Here is a 19,200-nt window from a genome sequence, read left to right as displayed (position 1 = left end):
ATGCTAAGCAAATTTCAAGGCATTATCAGCAAAATTGTTTTAATCTGCCTCGCTATCTTTACGACAGTCGTACTGATACAAATGGGACATTTTTTTACAATCAATTATTTAAAAGTTGAACCAGTATTAGCAGTACTGGTTTTTCTTTGTGCAATTATTTTTGTCGGTGGGGTCGGATATTTCTTATATCATGTGCGTGATGACGACACCAATTTAAACCGATTGATTTTGATCAGTTTATTATTAATTTTTGCGATAGTCGCAATTATTTGGTTGAAGCTTGTACCACAGACGCAAGTTAGTGATTTCAAGGCCTTTTGGCGAACGGCGCCGAAAGCGTTAGAAGGAAAAGCTATTTATAAATATGATAATGACTATTTTGCTAAATGGGCTTATCAAACCGGCTTTTTGGTCTACGTTATGACGGTGGTCAAAATCTTTGGTCACAAGGTTATTGCTATTCAGTTGTTGAACGTGATTTATCAAGTTTTGATTTTATTGATGTCGTATCTTCTAGCAATGCAGTTATTCAATAAAGTTAAAATTGCTCGTTTAACAGTCTTTATTCTGATGATTGATTTGGATTGGTTTGCTTTAAATAGTCAGGCCGATAATCAGTATTTAGGGATGCTATTATTCTTAGTAACGTTTTACTTAGTTATAAAAGATAAATATTGGACTTATGCACTGGCTGGTATAACATTGGGCGTTGGTAGTATCATTCGTCCAATTGGTCCAGTCGTTATAGCGGGAATTGTAGTCTACGCTTTGCTCTATTTATTTATTCAAAACAATCAGATTCACTGGTCCGGTTTAGGGAAAGTTTTGATTACTTTAGTAATTTATCAAGTTATCTTTTCTGCAGCCGGTATGGCGATTAAGGGTTCTGGTTTGAACAGTTATGGTTTAACTAATCGTGATTCAGAATGGAAGTTCGTTGTCGGATTGGACGCTAATTCAAATGGATCATACGATCAAGGAATGGTTAACCGTTTTGATTTGAAAGCTAGTCGGGCAAAGATGAGCCAAAAAGAACATCAGATAATTCATGAGAATATTCAGAACTTGAATGCTACACACGGTTGGTTGAAGTTATTTTGGAATAAGAATGAGACCCTTTGGGCTAGTCGCTCAACTACGGTTGATTTTACTGGTTTTGAGACACAACATTCCTTAAGAGTAAGTAATTTAGCTAAGCTATTAGGTTACATGGGAACAATCGTCTTGATTATTTTATCTTGGTTCGGTTCTTTGAAGCTTTTAAAAAATAATCCAAGTGTAAAAACATTCGTGTTATTACTTCCACTTATGGCCTATGCTGTCGTACAATTATTAATTGAAGTACAAGGCAGATATCGACTTGAATTTTTACCCGTTATCGCTATTCTAGGCGGTTTAGGGCTATTTACGATTTGTGAATGGATAAGATCAAAGTGGGGGAAAATGAATGTCTGATTTATTTAAATTAAGTATCGTAGTACCTTGTTACAATGAGGAAGAAGTACTACATGAAACCACTAAAGAGTTAACAGCAATTGTTGATAACTTAATTGCTGAGAAAAAGATTACATCTACGAGTAAAATTGTGTTTGTTGATGATGGTAGTAAAGATAAAACTTGGTCATTGATTGATGAATTTTCTAAAAAATATGACATTGTATCAGGCGTTAAGTTAAGTCGTAATTTTGGACACCAAGGGGCATTATTGGCTGGTGTGACAAGTGCTGCCGAAGATTCTGACGCCGTTATAACGATAGATGCTGATTTACAAGACGACGTTAATGCAATTCCTAAGATGGTTGACGAATATCTTGATGGAGCTGAAGTTGTTTATGGTGTCAGAAATAATCGTGATACTGATACAGCCTTTAAACGAAGTACAGCTGAAATGTTTTATAAATTCATGGGCTTTTTGGGTGTAAAATTGGTGCCTGATTCAGCCGATTATCGTTTGATGAGTCAACGTGCTTGTAAAGTATTGTTGAGTTATCGGGAACGGAATTTATTCTTGCGTGGCATCGTACCGTTAGTTGGTTTTAAATCGGCTAAAGTTTACTACGCTCGGAAAGAACGTTTTGCTGGTGAATCGAAGTATCCACTCAAGAAGATGCTTAAATTTGCGATTGATGGTGTTACGTCATTTTCAATCGTGCCAATTAAGCTGATTATGGGCTTAGGATTTTTCATCGTTTTGTTTAGTTTCTTACTATTAATCTACAGTTTTATTCGAAAAATCAATGGGGATGTTATCCCCGGTTGGTCGTCATTAATGATATCTATTTGGGCACTCGGTGGTGTACAATTAATTAGTATTAGTGTGATCGGTGAATATGTCGGAAAGATCTTTAGCGAAGTTAAACAACGTCCGAGATTTACGATTGAACGTGATATTTATACTGAAAAAACACAAGAAGAAAACAAGAGGTAATTATTATGAATGCCGCACAAAAAAGAGCTATGCAATATGGTCAATTGATTAACAATACTGTTCAATCAATTCAAGAAGAACAAGATAAATTGAATCCAGAATATGAAAAGATTCGTGAAGCTTTGGATCGTAGTAAAGTCGATAAAATCGATGATGTTGAATATGCCAAGATACAAAAAGATTTCGCAACTGGAACAAAGAATTATCAAGAAACTTTAGCTAAACTTGAAAAAGGCAAGGCACCAGCACGTTTGATGGGAACACACATCTCACTTGTCTCATCATTCAAGAAATATGTTGAAGGTTGTGGCGAAATGACTGCCAGTATTGGTGCGGATAAGACTGTTGAGCGTCATGCTTTTGATGAAGCTGAAAAGAAGCAAGATGAATATATGGATAAGTTTTCTAAATTAATCCAAAAGTTGACTGATTTAGCTTAATGACAGACCAAGAATTAACAGCGTTAATTAAAAAGGTTTCCCAAGAATATTTTGGGAAGCCTTTTATTCATCAAGCATGTTTTAACAGTCGTTTAAAAACAACTGGCGGTAGATTTCATCTGAAGGATAGACACATCGATATCAATCCTAAAATCTACCAACAATTTGGTTACGAAACATTAGTGGGCGTGATTAAACATGAACTTTGTCATTATCATTTATATAATGACGGCTTGCCAGCACAACATCGTGATCGAACATTTAAAATTTTATTGCAACAAGTTGGGGGATTACGATATTCGCCAATTGAGAGTCAGGTTAAGAAAAGAACATATCATATTTATGAATGTACTAATTGCCATCATATTTATCGACGAGTTAAAAAAATTAATACACGTAGGTATGTCTGTGGAAAATGTCGGGGAAAATTGAAGTATGTTAAGGATGAAATCTTAGGGTAGTTGAGTGGTATTTCGATTCTAGGAGTGGTTTTTGCACGGCCAATTTTCTTGTGAAATTATCTTCTAAAAATCTCTCCGAAATCGCTTGAAATTATTTTTGATTATGTGTATAGTAGAACGTGCATGCGGGTATGGCGGAATTGGCAGACGCGCAAGACTAAGGATCTTGTGGAGAATTATCTCCGTGGAAGTTCGAATCTTCTTACCCGCATCACTAAAGTAGTTGAACAATTTGTTCAGCTACTTTTTTTTTGCCTAAATATGTAAGCCTCGTCATAATTCACAATAAAATTTGTGCAGATGCAAATATTATAAAGATATATTTCGAATTTAGATTAATTATTTACGATAAAAGCATATATTTTTTGATGTGGTGGTATAGTATTATTGATAATTGATAAATGTCATAACGATAGATGGGAGTGTGTTGCCATTGTTTCTTGGATCTATTATTTATAATAAAAGACGAGAAATGAATTTGACGCAAATTGAGTTAGCTAACGATATTTGTACTCAAAATACGATAAGTAAGATTGAAAAGCACAATATAGCACCAACGGTTAATATCCTAATTAAGATTTGTTTGAAATTAGGTTTAACTTTGAATGACGTTTTTAGTGATTTTTCAAGCAAGTCGTCGGCCAAAGAAGAAAGTATTCTAGATGAAATTGAGCGAGATGTTTTGCTCAAGCAAACCTCAAGTATTGATGAGAGAATGTCATCGTTGGAAGGTAAACTAAGCAACAATGATATGAAGCAGTATGAATTGATCCGTGGGGTAGTTGATTATTCGAATGATAATTATGATGTCTCACTATTTAATTTAGATAAAGTTCTTCAATTTACTAAATCGGCTAATGACGATGTATATACTTTGTTGGCATACTTATTCAAAGGTTTGAATTATTTGGGACAAGAACATAATGATCGTGCCCAATATTACTTCCAAATGATTGATGACTCGGTGGACGAAGATTCTAAATTGTCTAATGCAAGTGATTTAGAAATTCTCTTCATTTGTAAAACGCTTGCCGCATCATATAATGAAATGAATTTGCCTAAGGAATCATTTGGTTTTAGCCAATGTGGACTTAGATTTGCGCACTCAGAACACGTTTCTTATTTCTTGGATGAACTTAATTACCAAGCCGCACTTGCATTGAAAGATGACAAGGATGAAAAACAAAATTACGAAGATCATTATAATTTAGCTTTGTATTTAGCTAAGTCAAATAAGAACGATTCACTACTCGCCAAAATGAATTTATAATAAAAAAAATCATCAGCCTATTATGACTGGTGATTTTTTTTATAAATATATAGATAAGCTAGAATATTGTTGGATATGTTTAAACATAATATAATTTAATTAGTCTAAGGAGACTAAGGAAGTACCAAAATGAAAAGAAAGGTTATAGTAGTGTTTTTCGTAATTCTACTAAGCATGGGACTTTCATTTTTACCAATCCAAAGTGTCAAGGCTGAATCCGTAACTAGCGGATATTTTGTTGATGTGAGTGCACGTTCTGCGGAAGTATACAATTCTTCAGGAGATGCATTAGGAAAATCTGAACCGGAAAATAGTTGTTGGATTCTTGGGAGAACGGCAACCATCGATGGTAAAGATTATTATCAAATTGGGACGGATCAATATTTAAGTTCTAGTGATAGTTATATGTATCGTGATAGACCAGAAGTTATTAGAGTAGAGACCGACGAAGACGTTCCCGTCTATAACCACGACTTCGTTGAGAGCTCAAGTGTTGCTTTGGCTCCAGGTACTTACTGGTATTCTGACCGTGTTATTACGACTCCAGATGGAATGCCATTTGTTCGAGTTGCGACCGATGAATATGTGGGTATGTGGAACGTGATCCAACAATCATTCACAGAAAAATACTAGTTTTTAAAAGGGAATTCGAAAAAAAATTTTTTGAATGCTCTTTTTTTAGTTTCAAAAATCAACAGTCTACGAAAGTAGATGGCGCAAGGGTTATATCTGTTTCAATATTATTGGAATAATCAATATATAAATAATTTTATAGAAATAAATGACATTATTCACAAAATTATGTTGAAATATTGGTCAATACCTTGTACTATAAAGTTGCTTAGGATTATGCCAAATCTGTATAAGCAAATGTGTGAATTATTAAAAGAATTAATTTTTTTGTATAACAAACTCAATTTTTTTGTACACTATTTTTCTGCCAAAAAATGGCGTACAGGGGATTAAGATTAAAATAATATATATAGAGGTCATTTTTATTATGAAAAAAACTATTTTACTATTAGCCTGTGCGCTATTAGGAACTGGTAGTGCAGTTGCCACTGCAGCTAGTTCTGTAACTGATGTTAATGCTCAAACAGTTACTCAAAAGGGAAATTATGCTCAAGTAAGTAGCGACGCAGCTCAACTCTACGATCAAAATGGTGACAAGACTAATGTTGCCTTAGACAAAGATAGTACTTGGCAAGTTGCCAAAACACAAAGTATCAATGGATCAGATTACTATCAAGTTTCAAGTAATGGTTATCTTAGTGCCAAAGATAGCTTTACATACAAAAACCGCCGAATGATTATCAAAGTTCAATCACTCGACGGTGCAGATAAAAATGTAAATGTTTATGATCATAATTTAGTTCAAAGAAATGATGTTCAACTTGCCCCAAATAGTAAATGGGCTACTGATACTGAAATCAATTATTCGAACGGTGTTCCTTTTTTGCGTGTTGCTCCAGATGAGTACGTTGCCATGTACGATGTAGTGGAACAATCATTTAGCGCTACTATTTAATTTATTTATTTCTATGTGTGTGTGAATTATTACTTTAGATATCTTCGGTATGCCGACCGTTGATATCTTTTTTTGTATATCTCAATTTTTATGTACACTGCCAAATGTACTTAAAGATTATTTAATATATATAGAGGTCATTCCTTAATACAATTCGTAGTTTACTATCATTTAGGGTTCATTTTGATTCAGTTTTTGTAAGAACCGTTTTCCTAAAATGGAATAAAATCTGTGGGACGTAAAAATCTCATAGATTTTTTTGTTTTTTAGAATAAAAAAAGATGGTGTTTTTTTACAACCGGTATACCTGAAACTCGGAATCTCCTTGTGGCAGTAGTAAAACGATATAAGCAAACTTTTAGATAAATATCATTTGGTTGGTATACAAATATTTTTGAATTAGAATGGCGTCAAAATTAGAAAGAAGGATAAGCGATATGCAATCCAACAAAAAATTTATTTATTTAGGCGCAACACTATTTTCAACGATGTTATTAACGACGTTATCGAGTCAAACGGCTAAGGCGGCCACGACAGCTGATACAACATCAGCTACTTCGACAACTGCACCAGCAAGTTCAGCACCATTAAGTACAACTACTCTACCAACAACAACTACAACAGGTGCTACATCCACTAGTGCAACAACAAGTACAACAGCTTCAAGTGAACCTAGTAAAGGAGCGGCCGCTGGATCAACAAGTGCCCCAAGTACAATGACAACAAGCACCGCAACTGACGCACCAGCGACAACAAGCACAACAACGACAAGTACTACATCAGCACCAGCTCCAACAAGTACATCAAGTACTACACCTGCTGCATCAACACCAACAGGTAAGCCAGAAACCTCAACTACATCCACTGAAACGACAACTACAGCACCAGCAAGTACACCAAGTACACCAAGTACAACAACGGCTACGACTCCAGCAAGTACACCAAGTACAACAACAGCTACAACTCCAGCAAGTACACCAAGTACAACAGCAACTACGACCCCAGCAAGTACATCAGGTGCTGCAACGACAAGCAAACCAACTGGTACAACAACAGCAACTACGACTCCAGCCACAACACCAAGTACTTCGTCAACTAGTTCAACTTCTACGAGTGGAACACCAAAGCCAAGTACTACATCTACAACCGGAACTAAAACAACTACAGGAACAAAACCAGCAGGAACTAAAACAACCGCAGGAACAAAACCAGCAGGAACTAAAACAACTGCAGGAACAAAGCCGGCAGGAAAGAAACCCGCTGGAACTAAAACACCAGCAGGAACTAAGCCTAAAGCAAAGCCTGGCACAGGAACATCTGCTAAGAAACCGGGAGCAAAATCTGGAACAAAGAAGCCTAAGGCAACTTCAAAGGCACGTCCAAAGAGATCAATGTCAACTTCGGATTCTGGTAAAAAAGCACTTAAGCCAGCTGCAAAGCCAACTTTGAAAGCTAAACCAATCGCGCGTGAACAAGTTTCCTTACATTATCTATCGGCTAGTTCAGCTGGTCCGGATGCTAAATTAGCAAGTATGGGTGTCAAAGCCACAACTACAATCAATGGTAAGAAATTTTATTTGATTGGTGACGGTGAATTTATTGAAGCAAGTGATTACCATTTTGTTGAATCGGCAAAATCAGGTATCCTAAGAACTTTCAGCTCAGCTATTCAGCCTGCTGATGCATTCGGTCAACCTTTGGGTAAAGCTTTATCACCAAATACTGCTTGGAAGTATAGCCGTACTGTCAAAATTGATGGTGCTAGTTATTATCAAGTAGCGGAAGATGAATTTGTACCGCTTGATGATGCGTTAGCATTTACACCGACAACTAAACCAACAGCTGTAAAGATTACTAAGAAAGCTACTCTGTATGATTCTCTTGGTAAGAGTACCGAAAGAATCTTGCCAAAAGGTAGTGCATGGCGTACCGATGGTTGTGCATTTATTGATGGAGTTAAAATGTATCGTGTATCAACCGATGGTTGGGTCAGCGCTCAAGCAGTCGATACGTATTAAAGAATTCAATTCTTCTATAATAATATGTAGAAATGTCATAATAACCGATTAGAATTTAAAAGGATGTCTGTGAGAAACTTCAAAATACGTAGTTTTTCACAGGCATCTTTTTAGATTCAATGACCAATTCATGACCTTTTTCACATTGGAAGGAGAATTTTTCTTTGATATACTCAAGAAAATATCTAAGGGGAGAATTATATGGAGAAAGTTGAACAGTTACCCAAAAGTATTAAAACGATTTGGCGTGTGCATGCTCTGATCGAATTTGGAATTTTTCTGATAATTATGTTGGGGGTCGGTTTATTAAAACTAGTTTTACCAACGGGTGCACAAAATTACTTTAATATTATTTGGGGAATCATTAGTGGAATCGGTGTGGTAATTTTGATAGGGAGTTTTTTCCTCGTCAATTATTTATGGAAATTTTGGACATATTATATTGATGAACGACAAGTCCAGTTACACAGTGGTTATTTCTTCCGTAAACAAGTTATTATTCCGATTGCCCGAGTGCAAAATGTTACTTTAAAACAAGGACCCATCTTACGCTGGAAAGATTTGCAAAAGGTGGTCATTGTGACTGCATCGGGTAAGAGTGAAATTGATGGCATCAAATCAGAACAAGCTGATCAGTTGAAAGAAACAATTATGAAGCTGGCACAGGAGGCTAAGAATGATATCTAAGCCGAGAAAATTAAGCCCAGCCGCTATTTTATTTTTCTTCTATAAAGATATTAAGGATTTGTTCATTCCGGTAGCTATTTTTGCCCTTGCTGTGTTTCAGCATGCTAAGTTTTGGACGATTATCGGCTTGATTGCATTGCTGGTTTTGGTTATCACCGGGGATGTCATAGCTTATTTCATGTTTAGTTATCAATTATTTGATAATGAAATAGTCGTTAAAAAAGGTTTGTTTGTTAAAAAGGTTAATCATATTCCTTATGACCGTATTCAAAACGTGACAGCTAATCAGTGGTTTTTCCTAAAGCCATTCAAGCTAGAAGAGTTAGAAATTGAAACGGCGGGTCATTCTGAAGGCCCAGAAGTCAGTTTAGTAGCTGTTTCGGTGGACTTTAAAAATGAATTGAATCAATATCGTCAAAAAGTTCAACACCAAGAGGCACCGGCAAGCGATGTTAAAGATAGCAAAAGTAATATCAAATCGTATTCCATAACGTGGCGGGAATTGGTTAGATTCTCACTGACGTCACCAGCTTTTTTGTCGGGATTATTAGTCATCTTGGCTATTTATGGTAAAGTTCAACATTCAATTAGTCAGCAAATGTACGATTTGGCTGCCCAGGAGTTTGTTCACTTAGGGTGGATAATCGTTGCAGTTGGGATGTTGCTAATAGTTTTAGTTTTCTACATTGTGTCTGTTTTTGTTTTGATTGCGAAATATTATCATTTCCATTTAACATTCGAAAACAAGCAGTTTGAAATGCAGTATGGCTTTTTTAAGACGAAGAAAACAAGTATCTCTCAAAGTCGGATTCAAGCTGTGGTTGTTAAGCAAACACTACTAAGGCGAATGTTGCATATTGCGACGGTTAAATTAGTGATTATTTCAAATTCTAAAAAAGAAGAAACGGAAAAAGATATTATCGTAATGCCTGTGATTGCGACAAATAAACTGGAAGCTTTCTTCCACGAGTTTTTCCCAGATATTCCTATGCAGTCGTGGCAATCAACTGCTACCAATGCTAGAACGTATTATTATGACTTACGCAATGCGTTGATTTTTAGCTTGATTACAGATGTATTAGCTGGTTTGTTTCTATTAAAAATTTCGTTATTATGGTTAACAATAGTAGTGATTTTATCAGCGGCTATTTGGTTAATACCGGCCTATTTGAATGCTAGACGAGCTGATTTAGCGGCTATTAGCGATAAATATGTTTGCCTGCAAAACAATCAAATTACTTCTAAGAACACTTACTTTGTTCCCAAAAGCAGTATTCAATTGTTGGATCGACGCCAGAGTATCTGGCTAGGTAAGAAAGGTTTTGCTCACTTACGTCTAAGTTGTCGTTCTGGAATTGAAGAGAGAATTTTGCAAGTTAAATATTTACCACAGTCTCGAGTTGATAACGTGGTTTCATGGTACAAAAAAAGTTCTGAGTAGTTGCTACCCAGAACTTTTTTATTTACTTTCTTTTGCTTGAATCAATTTAACTTTTTTCAAGATTTGTTGATCAAAAGCTTTCATATAAGCATCGTGTGAATTAAATTTCTTACCTTTAATCTTTCTCAAGGCATCGGTCCAGTCATAATAGTTGATTGGAACCATATTCCGATCTTTGTTTTTGACATATAACTCCGCAAAGTTAGCGTCGCTTTCAATTGGAGCAGTTAACCAAATGTGTTTTGTATCTTTATATTGTAAGAAATATTGAGTATTACGTTGAACATTGTTTTGGTAAGTTGAATATTCAACTTGCATATTGAATGTTTTTCCATAATTGTGAGCCATTGCATCGGTCTTAACACCTAATCCAACAGCAGCCAAGAGGAAGAGTGGGAGAAGGTATTTTTCATACGCTTCAATTAAGATATCAAAGTTGATGACGAAAATGGTTACGAAGAACATGTAAGTTGCAAACATACATCTGGAACCAAAAGGTGAAACGACTAAGAATGGAGCAACAACGACAAATCCTGATAATAAAAGGGCGAAGTTGGCAATCTTTTGCTTAGTGTTTCTAACCTTGAGAGAGTAAATAATAACAACTGCCGTGAAAATTAGGATTGCTACAGCTAGTAAAATTAAATGTTTAGGTGTGAATTGAATGCGCATGTAGTTAAACATCGTGTCTGAATTGCTTGATCCTTTAAGTGAACGATAAGAATCGGTTCCGAAAAGAATCTTGATATAGGCACCATTGATAAACATTAGAAAGGCACCAATAAAGTTACCCGCTACGATGAAATTCAATACTTTCTTAAATTCATCCCCAAAGTGTTTTCTGAAGAATAACCAAACAAGAACGACGTTGAAAACATTTAAGATGGTCACGTGTTCAGCAAAGAACTGGGCAAAGATAGCAGCAAAGAAAATTAAGTAAGTACTAGTCCGATAATAATGAACATTTTTATTATCATAATTTTTTAAAACTAAGTAGAGCATGAATAATGGAAATACTAATGATGGAACATAATTAGCAAAACCAGCATGCCAACCAAGAATTTGTTTAAAAATTGCATTAGGAGTTAGAAAAATAAAAATAGTTGCCAAGGAAGCTGATACTAAACCGATTGATTTAGGTGCTTTGATTTGTTCCCTGATAAGTTGAATCAAGTAAACAATTGCCGTCATGAAAGTTCCGTAACCAAGAAAAGCAATTGGTTTGAACTTCGTCATAGTAATGACTAGCAAATCACCCAAGTAGCGACCGTCATATTTTAAGAAAATACCCTGTGGGAAATAATTACTACCAAAGTAAGTTCCCCAGTGCAAGTCATCGCCCAATAGTGGCATCCACATACCGACGAGACCGAAGATTATAAAGATAATGAAATAAAAACTAAGTTTAGCTGTTCGTGTCATTTTTTGTCCTCTAATTTTTAATGAACATTATTCAATAAAGTCATTATATATGAATCAATATAATTTCATGTTTAAAAATAGCGTTATTTGAAAATACATTTGATTGTTAATTATACTTAAAACCATCTGACTATCTGTCAAAAACAAACTAGCCGGAAGGAGCAAGAATTTAGGTCGCTGTGAAGGTGGCGTTAGGACTTTACTATTACACCACGGGACGAGTTTTGAAATTTGCGTCCTTTGCGAAGTTCAAAATCGAGGCTCGAGACCGTACTTTGGCTCGAACCGGTCCCCATAGCGACCTAAATTTCTTGCTCCTGGAGGCGGCATATTATAATCCTTGCAGACTGCCGCAAGCACATCTCATATAAGGATATAATGAACCAGATTGGTAATCAATAAAAATATGTACTTGCTACTTCTATAACCAAATTGATAAAATATTTACTTAGATAATGGTGCATGTTAGTATTAATTTTGCAAACGATTACAGAAAAAGGTGAGAATTTCATGAAAAAAACGAGAGTTATTAACTCAAATATATCACGCGTGATTGCCCAAATGGGACACTTCGATACAATTGGAATTGGCGATGCTGGGATGCCAGTTCCTGCTGATACAGAAAAGATTGATTTGGCTGTTGAGGCCGGTTTACCAAACTTTATCCAAGTCTTGGAAAATGTTTTGAGCGAACTAGAAGTTCAAAAAGTTTACTTAGCTGAAGAAATCAAAATTCAAAACCCAGCACAATTAGCTGCTGTAAAAAAAGCTGTTGGCGATACGCCAATCGAATTCATTCCGCATGAAGAAATGAAGAAAGATTTGAGTGATACGAAGGCATTTATTCGTACAGGTGAGGAAACACCATATTCAAATATTTTACTTGAAAGTGGAGTTGTCTTTTAGAGGATCTTTAATATGAAAAAAATTGTTGTACTAGGTTCAATCAATGTTGATATTATTTTAAATATTGCTCGTTTGCCTTTACCTGGTGAAACAATGGCAATGAGTAACCGTTCTACCGCTGGTGGTGGTAAGGGTGCTAATCAAGCTATTGCTGCTGTTCGTGCTGGTGCTGAGACTTCGTTTATTGCCAAAATTGGTCAAGATCGTTCAGCTGACTTTATGTTAGACACATTTAAATATGATGGCTTAAATATTGATCATGTCACTAAGGATGAAAAGGCTGGTACTGGTCAAGCCTATATTCTATTAGATGACAATGGTCAAAACAGTATTTTGATTTATGGTGGAGCTAACCAGACGATTACAGCTGAGGACATTCAAAACGCTTCTGCTGCGATTGCCGATGCCGATTGCTTGATTACCGAATTTGAAACACCACTAGAAGCTTCAATTGAGGCTTTTAAAATTGCTAAAGAGAATAATGTTTTAACAATTTTGAACCCAGCTCCAGCTAAAACTAATATTCCAGATGAGTTGTTGAAACTTACCGATATTATTGTTCCTAATGAAACTGAAGCCGAAGCAATTACTGGAATCAAGGTAACAGATGAGCCTTCAATGGCTGCTGCCGCTGATAAATTGCATACAATGGGTGTAAAGAATGTTATAATAACCGTTGGTGCTAATGGATCGTTCTATTCAATGAACGAAAAGAGTGGTTTTGTTAACGCCTACAAAGTTAACACAGTTGATACAACTGCTGCTGGTGATACATTTATCGGTTATTTAGCTTCACAACTAAATTCAGATTTAAGTAATATCGAGGAAGCAATGAAATTTGCTAGTAAAGCATCGTCAATTACGGTTCAAACTCAAGGTGCTCAGAATTCGATTCCTCATGTTAGAGATGTTGAAATTTAAGTATTTGTAAAAGAAACTTTACGCTAAGTGGATTGAAATTATTGGTCAAACATGTTAATATAATAGTTGTATTTTTGAATGGTGAATGGTTCGAATGGTTTGAATGTTTCGTATTTTAGACTTTCTTCCATGATGTACCACGAAATAATGCACAAAAAAATTTTTTAGTTATCAGGAGGATTTGTCTCATGGAAAACGGAACAGTTAAATGGTTCAACGCAGAAAAAGGTTATGGTTTCATTACTCGCGAAGATGGTAGTGACGTATTTGTTCACTTCTCAGCTATCCAAGGTGATGGATACAAGACACTTGAAGAAGGCCAAGCAGTTACATTCGATATCGAAGATTCAGATCGTGGCCCACAAGCTTCAAACGTTAACAAAGCTTAATTATAAAATAATAAAGTTTAATAAAGAGCTAACTCTTAGGAGTCAGCTCTTTTTTTCTTGCCCAAATTTCTTTTTACATTAAATTTACAAGAAATATATATTGCTCGGCTATTATTAATAGCTAGGGGTGAATCTAATAAACAAATTTATCTACCAAAGAAGACAAAAAGTAAATACGTCAGGGGAGCATTATGAAGGAAGAATGGAAACAAAACTTTCGAATTTTATGGTTTGGTAGTTTGATAACTGACATGGGTAATGCGATGACACTGCCTTTTATTGTGCTATTTATTGATACGTTAGGTAATTTCAATAATGCCGAATTAAATTTATTAGGTGCTGCGGCTTTTTCACTGACATATTTGAGCAAAGCTATTGTTTCTCCATTGTGGGGACGGTTAGCTGATCTGAAGGGACGAAAATTGATGTGTTTACGTGCGTCTGGTGTCATGACCTTTACAATTTTTATGATCGGGTTGTCACCAAATGTTTGGTTTTTGTTATTCTTTCGTGTTCTACAAGGTGCCTTTTCCGGATACATTAATAATGCAAATGCCTTGATGTCTGTTTCCACTCCAAGCAAAATCCAAGGCCGAGTTATGAGTAAACTAGTAACTGGTAGTATTACCGGATCTTTGTTAGGGCCACTGATTGGTGGTTTCTTAGCAACTTGGTTTGGTTATCGGGGAGCTTTTTTTGTAACGAGTTTTTTGATGGCTGTTGTTTTTTTGACAACTTGGTTAGGTGTTAGCGAAGAATTTACTCCGATTACTAAAAAGGACTTACAACCAGCTTTACCTTTAATGAAGAAAATTGGCTGGTCATTCTTTATTGCCCTGTTTGGGTCGCTCTTAGCCGTTCAGGCTACAACCAATGCAATTACACCAATGCTCAGTTTACTTGTCCGAGAACTTGATTCTAGTGGGCAAAATGCAGTAATTATGACCGGAATCGTTTCAGCAGCTCCAGGTTTTGCGACAATTTTAATGGCAGGAGTCGTAGGCTCGTTGATAGACCGATTAGGAGCACTCCGAAGTATGATAATTTTTTTGATTTCTGCAATTATTTGTTTGTTGTTAACCAGTTTAGTTCAGGATATTTGGCAATTAATTATTTTACGGTTTATTTTGGGAATTTCTGATGCTGCATTGATTCCTTCAATTCAAGTTTTAACTGTACGAAATGTACCAAACTCCATCTTTGGTCGAGTTTTCAGTTATAATCAATCAGCCCAATCATTTGGTAACGTCCTCGGACCGATGCTTGCGGCTTGGATTGCAATTGGTTTTGGATATAAGAGTATCTTTTTATTCTCCGCGTTCTTGGAACTGATAGCTTTAGGTTCATGGTTATATTATTCAAAGAAACGGAATTTTCAACAAGCATAAGCAATTGTTAAAATTCTATTTCAAATCATAAAATCTTCAAGGATATCGGCTATAATTAGAACTAACAAACTTACAAAGGATAGATCAATTGCCACAAAAGAGGAGATACACAGCACGTCGAACAACTACTCGGCGTAAAAGTAGAAAGAATAATAATACGACTGTTATTTTACTAGCAATCGTGGCACTTTTTGTTGCCAGCTATTTTGGTTACAAGCGATATGTCCAATACCAAAACGATACAAAAGTTGAAATGGCTCAACAAGAACACAGTGCTTTTGTTAAAAAGATTGCCCCATATGCGGTCGAATTAGGAAAGACTTATGGTGTCTTGCCAAGTATTACAATTGCTCAAGCGATTTTAGAGAGTGATTGGGGGACGAGTTCACTGGCCACGCAGTATAATAATTACTTTGGGATTAAAGGGGATGACCCTTCAAATACCAAGGTTTTGCAAACTAAAGAATATACAAATGGTCAGTGGATAACGATCAATGGTCGTTTTCGCGTTTATTCGGATTTTCGTGAGTCGATGAAAGATCATACAAAATTATTAGTTAACGGTACCTCGTGGAATTCGCAACAATACAAGCAAGTTTTACAATCGAAAGATTATATTGATGCGGCGCTCGCTTTACAGACTGATGGATATGCGACTGATCCTGGGTATACGAGCAAAATTATTCGGATTATTCAGAAATATAATCTGAAAAAATACGATGAAGGTATCAAGTGAAAATCAAAGTATGATAGACTCTAATTATTCTATGTAAATGTAGGGAGAACGGTAATGAAGGAATTAGAAGAAAGAATCAGAACGGATGGTCGAGTTTTAGGCAAGGACGTGCTTAAAGTCGATAGTTTTTTAAACCATCAAGTTGACCCAATGTTAATGGAACGAATGGGTGAAGAGTTCTACAAACACTTTAAGGATTCAGGCATCAACAAAATTTTGACAGTTGAATCTTCAGGGATTGCACCAGCTGTTATGACTGGTTTGAAGTTCCAAGTACCTGTTGTGTTTGCTAGAAAGCACAAATCTGTAACATTGAGTGATGATCTTTATACATCAGAGGTTTACTCATTCACAAAGAAGACTTCTAATCACATTAGTATCGCTAAAAAATACTTATCTAGTGATGATAAAGTTTTGATCATTGATGATTTCTTAGCTAATGGTCAAGCCGTTAATGGTTTGAACACAATTATTGAAGCCGCTGGCGCAAACTTAGCCGGTATCGGTATCGTAATTGAAAAGTCCTTCCAAAAGGGAAGACAAATGATTGACAAATCAGGTACTCCAATCTATTCACTAGCTAAAATCAAAGCTTTTGAAAATGGACAAGTGGTTTTCGAAGAAGAAGACGATTAGTAATAAGAAGGTGGAATTATGACTTTTATTGCGCCCGGTAAAACATTAGGCATAATTGGTGGCGGAAGTGAAACATATATTTTTGAATTAGAAGCTAAGAGAATGGGCTTTAGGACCATGCTTTTGACCGATGAAGAGAAGGATATTGCGACACAGGCTGCCGACAGTTTTTTAGTCGGTCAGTTAGAAAACATCGAGAATCTAAGTGAATTGGGCCATAGAAGTGACCTTCTTTTGTATATGGACGAAAATTTTGACAGTGATCTTTTAAAACAGCTTGCGAAAAACTTTAATGTTGCTCAAGGTGCTGATTTATTAGCCATTGCTCAAGACCGTTATATCGAAAGAACCTTCTTAAACGATTTAAACATTAATGTGCCACCATTCTTTTCGATTGTGACCGTGGACGATATCAAAAAAGCAGTCGAAGAGATTGGCTTTCCATGTATCTTGAAACCGATTCAGAAGAACCAAACCGTTTTGAAACGACATGTTTTATATAACGATAATGATGTGGAACGTGTTCAGAAGTTGCTTCAGGATGGTACATACATTCTTGAAGCGTGGATTGATACGAAAACAGAATATTCCATCATGGTCAGTAAGGGAAATGACCAAAAGATCCATACTTTCCCAATGATCAAAGAAATTTATGATGGCACACATTTGATGAGTTCATTCATTTTTAAGAAGAACAACCCAGATGTGGAAGCAGAAATGCAACGTGTTGCCTTGATGGTGGCTGAAAATATTAACTACGTGGGAATTTTTGGCATAGGTTTTATCCTATCTCAATCCGGGGTGTTGTACGTCAAACGCATTTTTCCAGGAATCAATTATTCAGCCAATGTTTATCAAGAAGCAACCGGTATTTCGCAATTTGAATTACATATCAGAGCCATTTGTGATTGGCCAATTCCCGAGATTTTTCCAATGGTCAATGCGGCGACTTTAAAGATTATTGAGGGAAACTTGCCACAGAGTTTGGATTTGCTCCAGGAAAAGGCCCAGTGGAAATTTAATTATTACACTGGTTTTAAAGCTAAGAATCAAGCCGACCGGGATGTCGGATATATTTCAATTTTCTCAGACGATGTCGAAGAATTAAAAAATGATATCTTAACAACTAATATTTGGAGAGTAGAATAATTCATGATTGATAGATATGTAACTGAACAAATGAAACCAATTTGGACTGACCAAAACAGATTTCAAGCTTGGCTCGAGGTAGAAATTGCCGCCGTTGAAGGTTGGAGCAAAGAAGGAGAAATCCCTGCTGAAGATGCTAAGTTAATTGCTCAAAACGCTAAGTTCGATGTTTCAGAGATTGCCGAAATCGAAAAAGAAACAAAACATGACGTAGTTGCTTTTACAAGAGATGTTTCCAGATATCTTGGACCTGAAAAGAAGTGGGTTCACTTTGGATTAACATCAACTGATGTCGTTGATACAGCCTATGGATACTTGATGAAACAGGCTAATGATATTATTCGTGAAGATTTAAATGAATTTCTCAAAGTAGTCGGCGAGAAAGCTCTTAAGTACAAAGATACTGTTATGATCGGTAGAACTCACGGTGTTCACGCTGAACCGACAACTTTCGGATTAGTTTTAGCTAACTGGTATTCTGAAATCAAACGTGATATCGAACGTTTTGACCGTGCTGCTAAGGGTGTTGAAGCTGGTAAAATCAGTGGTGCCGTTGGTAGTTACGCTAATGTACCAACAGACGTTGAAAAATTTGTTTGTGACAAACTAGGCATCCGTGCTCAAGAAATCTCAACACAAGTTTTACCACGTGATCTACATGCTGAATACATTCAAACAATGGCTTTGATTGCTACATCAATCGAACGCTTTGCTTTAGAAGTACGTCATCTTCAAAGAACTGAAGTCCGTGAAGCTGAAGAATTCTTTGCTGCCGGACAAAAAGGTTCATCAGCTATGCCTCACAAACGTAACCCAATCGGTTCAGAAAACGTAACTGGATTGGCTCGTGTCATTCGTGGACATGCTTTTACAGCCTTAGAAGATGTGCCATTGTGGCATGAAAGAGATATCTCACACAGTTCAGCCGAAAGAATTATCATTCCTGATACGACTGAATTGTTAGATTACATCTTACGTAGATTTACAAAGATTACTAAAGACCTAACAGTCTTCCCAGATAAGATGTTAGAAGATATGAACCTAACACATGGTTTGATCTTCTCACAACGCGTCTTGTTGAAGTTAGTTGAAGCAGGTTATTCACGTGAACAATCATATGATATCGTTCAACCAATGACAGCTAAGGCTTGGGACGAAAAGAAAGACTTTAGAACAATGCTCGAAAACGATGCAAGAGTAACTGATAAGTTGTCATCAGACGACTTAGACGATGCTTTTGATTATCACTGGCACTTACGTCACGTTGACGAAATTTTTAAACGTGTTGGTTTGGAATAAAACAAACAGAAATCTCAACTGGAAAATTTTCGGTTGAGATTTTTTAGTGATTCCGCAGAGGAATGCAAGCGACTAAGCCTG

19 protein-coding genes and 1 tRNA gene are annotated in these 19,200 nt (G+C 36.1%); 19 read left to right on the top strand and 1 reads right to left on the bottom strand.

What is annotated here, in order from left to right; translation table 11 throughout:
• The 11 genes from FD31_RS09690 (at position 1) to FD31_RS09635 (ending at position 10,273) form a co-directional block, all read left to right on the top strand.
• Positions 1-1,455 carry a glycosyltransferase family 39 protein gene (locus tag FD31_RS09690; protein ID WP_057892578.1) on the top strand — a complete coding sequence of 485 codons (1,455 nt, stop codon included), beginning with the start codon at positions 1-3 and terminating at the stop codon, positions 1,453-1,455.
• A complete protein-coding gene (locus FD31_RS09685; RefSeq protein WP_057892577.1) occupies positions 1,448-2,428 on the top strand; it encodes a glycosyltransferase family 2 protein in 981 nt (326 codons plus the stop codon). Before FD31_RS09690 ends, FD31_RS09685 begins: the two co-directional genes overlap by 8 nt.
• Before the next feature lie 5 nt (positions 2,429-2,433).
• On the top strand, positions 2,434-2,868 hold the full coding sequence (locus tag FD31_RS09680; protein WP_057892576.1) for a hypothetical protein: 435 nt from the start codon (positions 2,434-2,436) through the stop codon (positions 2,866-2,868).
• Positions 2,868-3,329 (top strand): SprT family protein, encoded by a 462-nt coding sequence (locus FD31_RS09675; RefSeq protein ID WP_057892575.1) that lies wholly within the window; start codon positions 2,868-2,870, stop codon positions 3,327-3,329. The genes FD31_RS09680 and FD31_RS09675 overlap by 1 nt, the downstream gene beginning before the upstream one ends.
• A gap of 125 nt (positions 3,330-3,454) precedes the next feature.
• A tRNA-Leu gene (locus FD31_RS09670) sits at positions 3,455-3,540 on the top strand.
• Positions 3,541-3,753: 213 nt separating this feature from the next.
• Positions 3,754-4,599, top strand: coding sequence for a helix-turn-helix domain-containing protein (locus tag FD31_RS09665; RefSeq protein WP_268872425.1), 846 nt, complete (start codon positions 3,754-3,756; stop codon positions 4,597-4,599).
• Between the two features lie 129 nt (positions 4,600-4,728).
• Complete coding sequence (locus FD31_RS09660; RefSeq protein ID WP_057892573.1) at positions 4,729-5,232, top strand: SLAP domain-containing protein; 504 nt, start codon at positions 4,729-4,731, stop codon at positions 5,230-5,232.
• A gap of 367 nt (positions 5,233-5,599) precedes the next feature.
• The gene (locus tag FD31_RS09655) at positions 5,600-6,127 is read left to right on the top strand and encodes an SLAP domain-containing protein (RefSeq protein ID WP_057892572.1); all 528 of its coding nucleotides are present in this window, start codon (positions 5,600-5,602) and stop codon (positions 6,125-6,127) included.
• A gap of 437 nt (positions 6,128-6,564) precedes the next feature.
• Positions 6,565-8,145, top strand: coding sequence for an SLAP domain-containing protein (locus FD31_RS13950; protein ID WP_157049162.1), 1,581 nt, complete (start codon positions 6,565-6,567; stop codon positions 8,143-8,145).
• A 201-nt stretch (positions 8,146-8,346) separates the two neighbouring features.
• Positions 8,347-8,832 carry a PH domain-containing protein gene (locus FD31_RS09640; RefSeq protein ID WP_057892569.1) on the top strand — a complete coding sequence of 162 codons (486 nt, stop codon included), beginning with the start codon at positions 8,347-8,349 and terminating at the stop codon, positions 8,830-8,832.
• Positions 8,822-10,273: a PH domain-containing protein gene (locus tag FD31_RS09635; RefSeq protein WP_057892568.1), complete on the top strand. Its 1,452-nt coding sequence runs from the start codon at positions 8,822-8,824 to the stop codon at positions 10,271-10,273. The genes FD31_RS09640 and FD31_RS09635 overlap by 11 nt, the downstream gene beginning before the upstream one ends.
• An 18-nt stretch (positions 10,274-10,291) precedes the next feature.
• Here the strand turns inward: FD31_RS09635 and FD31_RS09630 are convergent, their stop codons facing one another.
• Positions 10,292-11,695 carry a DUF6056 family protein gene (locus FD31_RS09630; RefSeq protein WP_057892567.1) on the bottom strand — a complete coding sequence of 468 codons (1,404 nt, stop codon included), beginning with the start codon at positions 11,693-11,695 and terminating at the stop codon, positions 10,292-10,294.
• Between the two features lie 510 nt (positions 11,696-12,205).
• Between FD31_RS09630 and rbsD the strand changes: the two genes are divergently transcribed.
• The 8 genes from rbsD (at position 12,206) to purB (ending at position 19,119) form a co-directional block, all read left to right on the top strand.
• Positions 12,206-12,601 (top strand): D-ribose pyranase, encoded by a 396-nt coding sequence (gene rbsD, locus FD31_RS09625; protein WP_057892590.1) that lies wholly within the window; start codon positions 12,206-12,208, stop codon positions 12,599-12,601.
• 12 nt (positions 12,602-12,613) lie between these two features.
• On the top strand, positions 12,614-13,522 hold the full coding sequence (gene rbsK, locus FD31_RS09620) for a ribokinase (protein ID WP_057892566.1): 909 nt from the start codon (positions 12,614-12,616) through the stop codon (positions 13,520-13,522).
• A gap of 188 nt (positions 13,523-13,710) precedes the next feature.
• On the top strand, positions 13,711-13,911 hold the full coding sequence (locus FD31_RS09615) for a cold-shock protein (RefSeq protein WP_041500642.1): 201 nt from the start codon (positions 13,711-13,713) through the stop codon (positions 13,909-13,911).
• Between the two features lie 191 nt (positions 13,912-14,102).
• Complete coding sequence (locus FD31_RS09610; RefSeq protein ID WP_057892565.1) at positions 14,103-15,299, top strand: MFS transporter; 1,197 nt, start codon at positions 14,103-14,105, stop codon at positions 15,297-15,299.
• Positions 15,300-15,387: 88 nt separating this feature from the next.
• Positions 15,388-16,035: a glycoside hydrolase family 73 protein gene (locus tag FD31_RS09605; RefSeq protein ID WP_083483639.1), complete on the top strand. Its 648-nt coding sequence runs from the start codon at positions 15,388-15,390 to the stop codon at positions 16,033-16,035.
• 54 nt (positions 16,036-16,089) lie between these two features.
• A complete protein-coding gene (locus FD31_RS09600; protein WP_057892564.1) occupies positions 16,090-16,671 on the top strand; it encodes a xanthine phosphoribosyltransferase in 582 nt (193 codons plus the stop codon).
• A gap of 18 nt (positions 16,672-16,689) precedes the next feature.
• On the top strand, positions 16,690-17,820 hold the full coding sequence (locus FD31_RS09595) for an ATP-grasp domain-containing protein (protein WP_057892563.1): 1,131 nt from the start codon (positions 16,690-16,692) through the stop codon (positions 17,818-17,820).
• 3 nt (positions 17,821-17,823) lie between these two features.
• The gene (purB, locus tag FD31_RS09590; RefSeq protein ID WP_057892562.1) at positions 17,824-19,119 is read left to right on the top strand and encodes an adenylosuccinate lyase; all 1,296 of its coding nucleotides are present in this window, start codon (positions 17,824-17,826) and stop codon (positions 19,117-19,119) included.
• Positions 19,120-19,200 lie beyond the last annotated feature (81 nt).

It is taken from the genome of Companilactobacillus nantensis DSM 16982, assembly GCF_001435815.1.
Classification (GTDB): domain Bacteria; phylum Bacillota; class Bacilli; order Lactobacillales; family Lactobacillaceae; genus Companilactobacillus; species Companilactobacillus nantensis.
The sequence above is the reverse complement of the archived record's forward strand: the minus strand, read 5'-3'. Positions and strand labels throughout refer to the sequence as shown.

What these genes read in the sequence shown, in the direction of transcription:
- FD31_RS09690 (WP_057892578.1), top strand. Translation starts at nt 1, where the DNA reads ATGCTAAGCAAATTTCAAGGCATTATCAGCAAAATTGTTTTAATCTGC.
- FD31_RS09685 (WP_057892577.1), top strand. Translation starts at nt 1,448, where the DNA reads ATGTCTGATTTATTTAAATTAAGTATCGTAGTACCTTGTTACAATGAG.
- FD31_RS09680 (WP_057892576.1), top strand. Translation starts at nt 2,434, where the DNA reads ATGAATGCCGCACAAAAAAGAGCTATGCAATATGGTCAATTGATTAAC.
- FD31_RS09675 (WP_057892575.1), top strand. Translation starts at nt 2,868, where the DNA reads ATGACAGACCAAGAATTAACAGCGTTAATTAAAAAGGTTTCCCAAGAA.
- FD31_RS09660 (WP_057892573.1), top strand. Translation starts at nt 4,729, where the DNA reads ATGAAAAGAAAGGTTATAGTAGTGTTTTTCGTAATTCTACTAAGCATG.
- FD31_RS09655 (WP_057892572.1), top strand. Translation starts at nt 5,600, where the DNA reads ATGAAAAAAACTATTTTACTATTAGCCTGTGCGCTATTAGGAACTGGT.
- FD31_RS13950 (WP_157049162.1), top strand. Translation starts at nt 6,565, where the DNA reads ATGCAATCCAACAAAAAATTTATTTATTTAGGCGCAACACTATTTTCA.
- FD31_RS09640 (WP_057892569.1), top strand. Translation starts at nt 8,347, where the DNA reads ATGGAGAAAGTTGAACAGTTACCCAAAAGTATTAAAACGATTTGGCGT.
- FD31_RS09635 (WP_057892568.1), top strand. Translation starts at nt 8,822, where the DNA reads ATGATATCTAAGCCGAGAAAATTAAGCCCAGCCGCTATTTTATTTTTC.
- FD31_RS09630 (WP_057892567.1), bottom strand. Translation starts at nt 11,695, where the DNA reads ATGACACGAACAGCTAAACTTAGTTTTTATTTCATTATCTTTATAATC.
- rbsD (WP_057892590.1), top strand. Translation starts at nt 12,206, where the DNA reads ATGAAAAAAACGAGAGTTATTAACTCAAATATATCACGCGTGATTGCC.
- rbsK (WP_057892566.1), top strand. Translation starts at nt 12,614, where the DNA reads ATGAAAAAAATTGTTGTACTAGGTTCAATCAATGTTGATATTATTTTA.
- FD31_RS09615 (WP_041500642.1), top strand. Translation starts at nt 13,711, where the DNA reads ATGGAAAACGGAACAGTTAAATGGTTCAACGCAGAAAAAGGTTATGGT.
- FD31_RS09610 (WP_057892565.1), top strand. Translation starts at nt 14,103, where the DNA reads ATGAAGGAAGAATGGAAACAAAACTTTCGAATTTTATGGTTTGGTAGT.
- FD31_RS09600 (WP_057892564.1), top strand. Translation starts at nt 16,090, where the DNA reads ATGAAGGAATTAGAAGAAAGAATCAGAACGGATGGTCGAGTTTTAGGC.
- FD31_RS09595 (WP_057892563.1), top strand. Translation starts at nt 16,690, where the DNA reads ATGACTTTTATTGCGCCCGGTAAAACATTAGGCATAATTGGTGGCGGA.
- purB (WP_057892562.1), top strand. Translation starts at nt 17,824, where the DNA reads ATGATTGATAGATATGTAACTGAACAAATGAAACCAATTTGGACTGAC.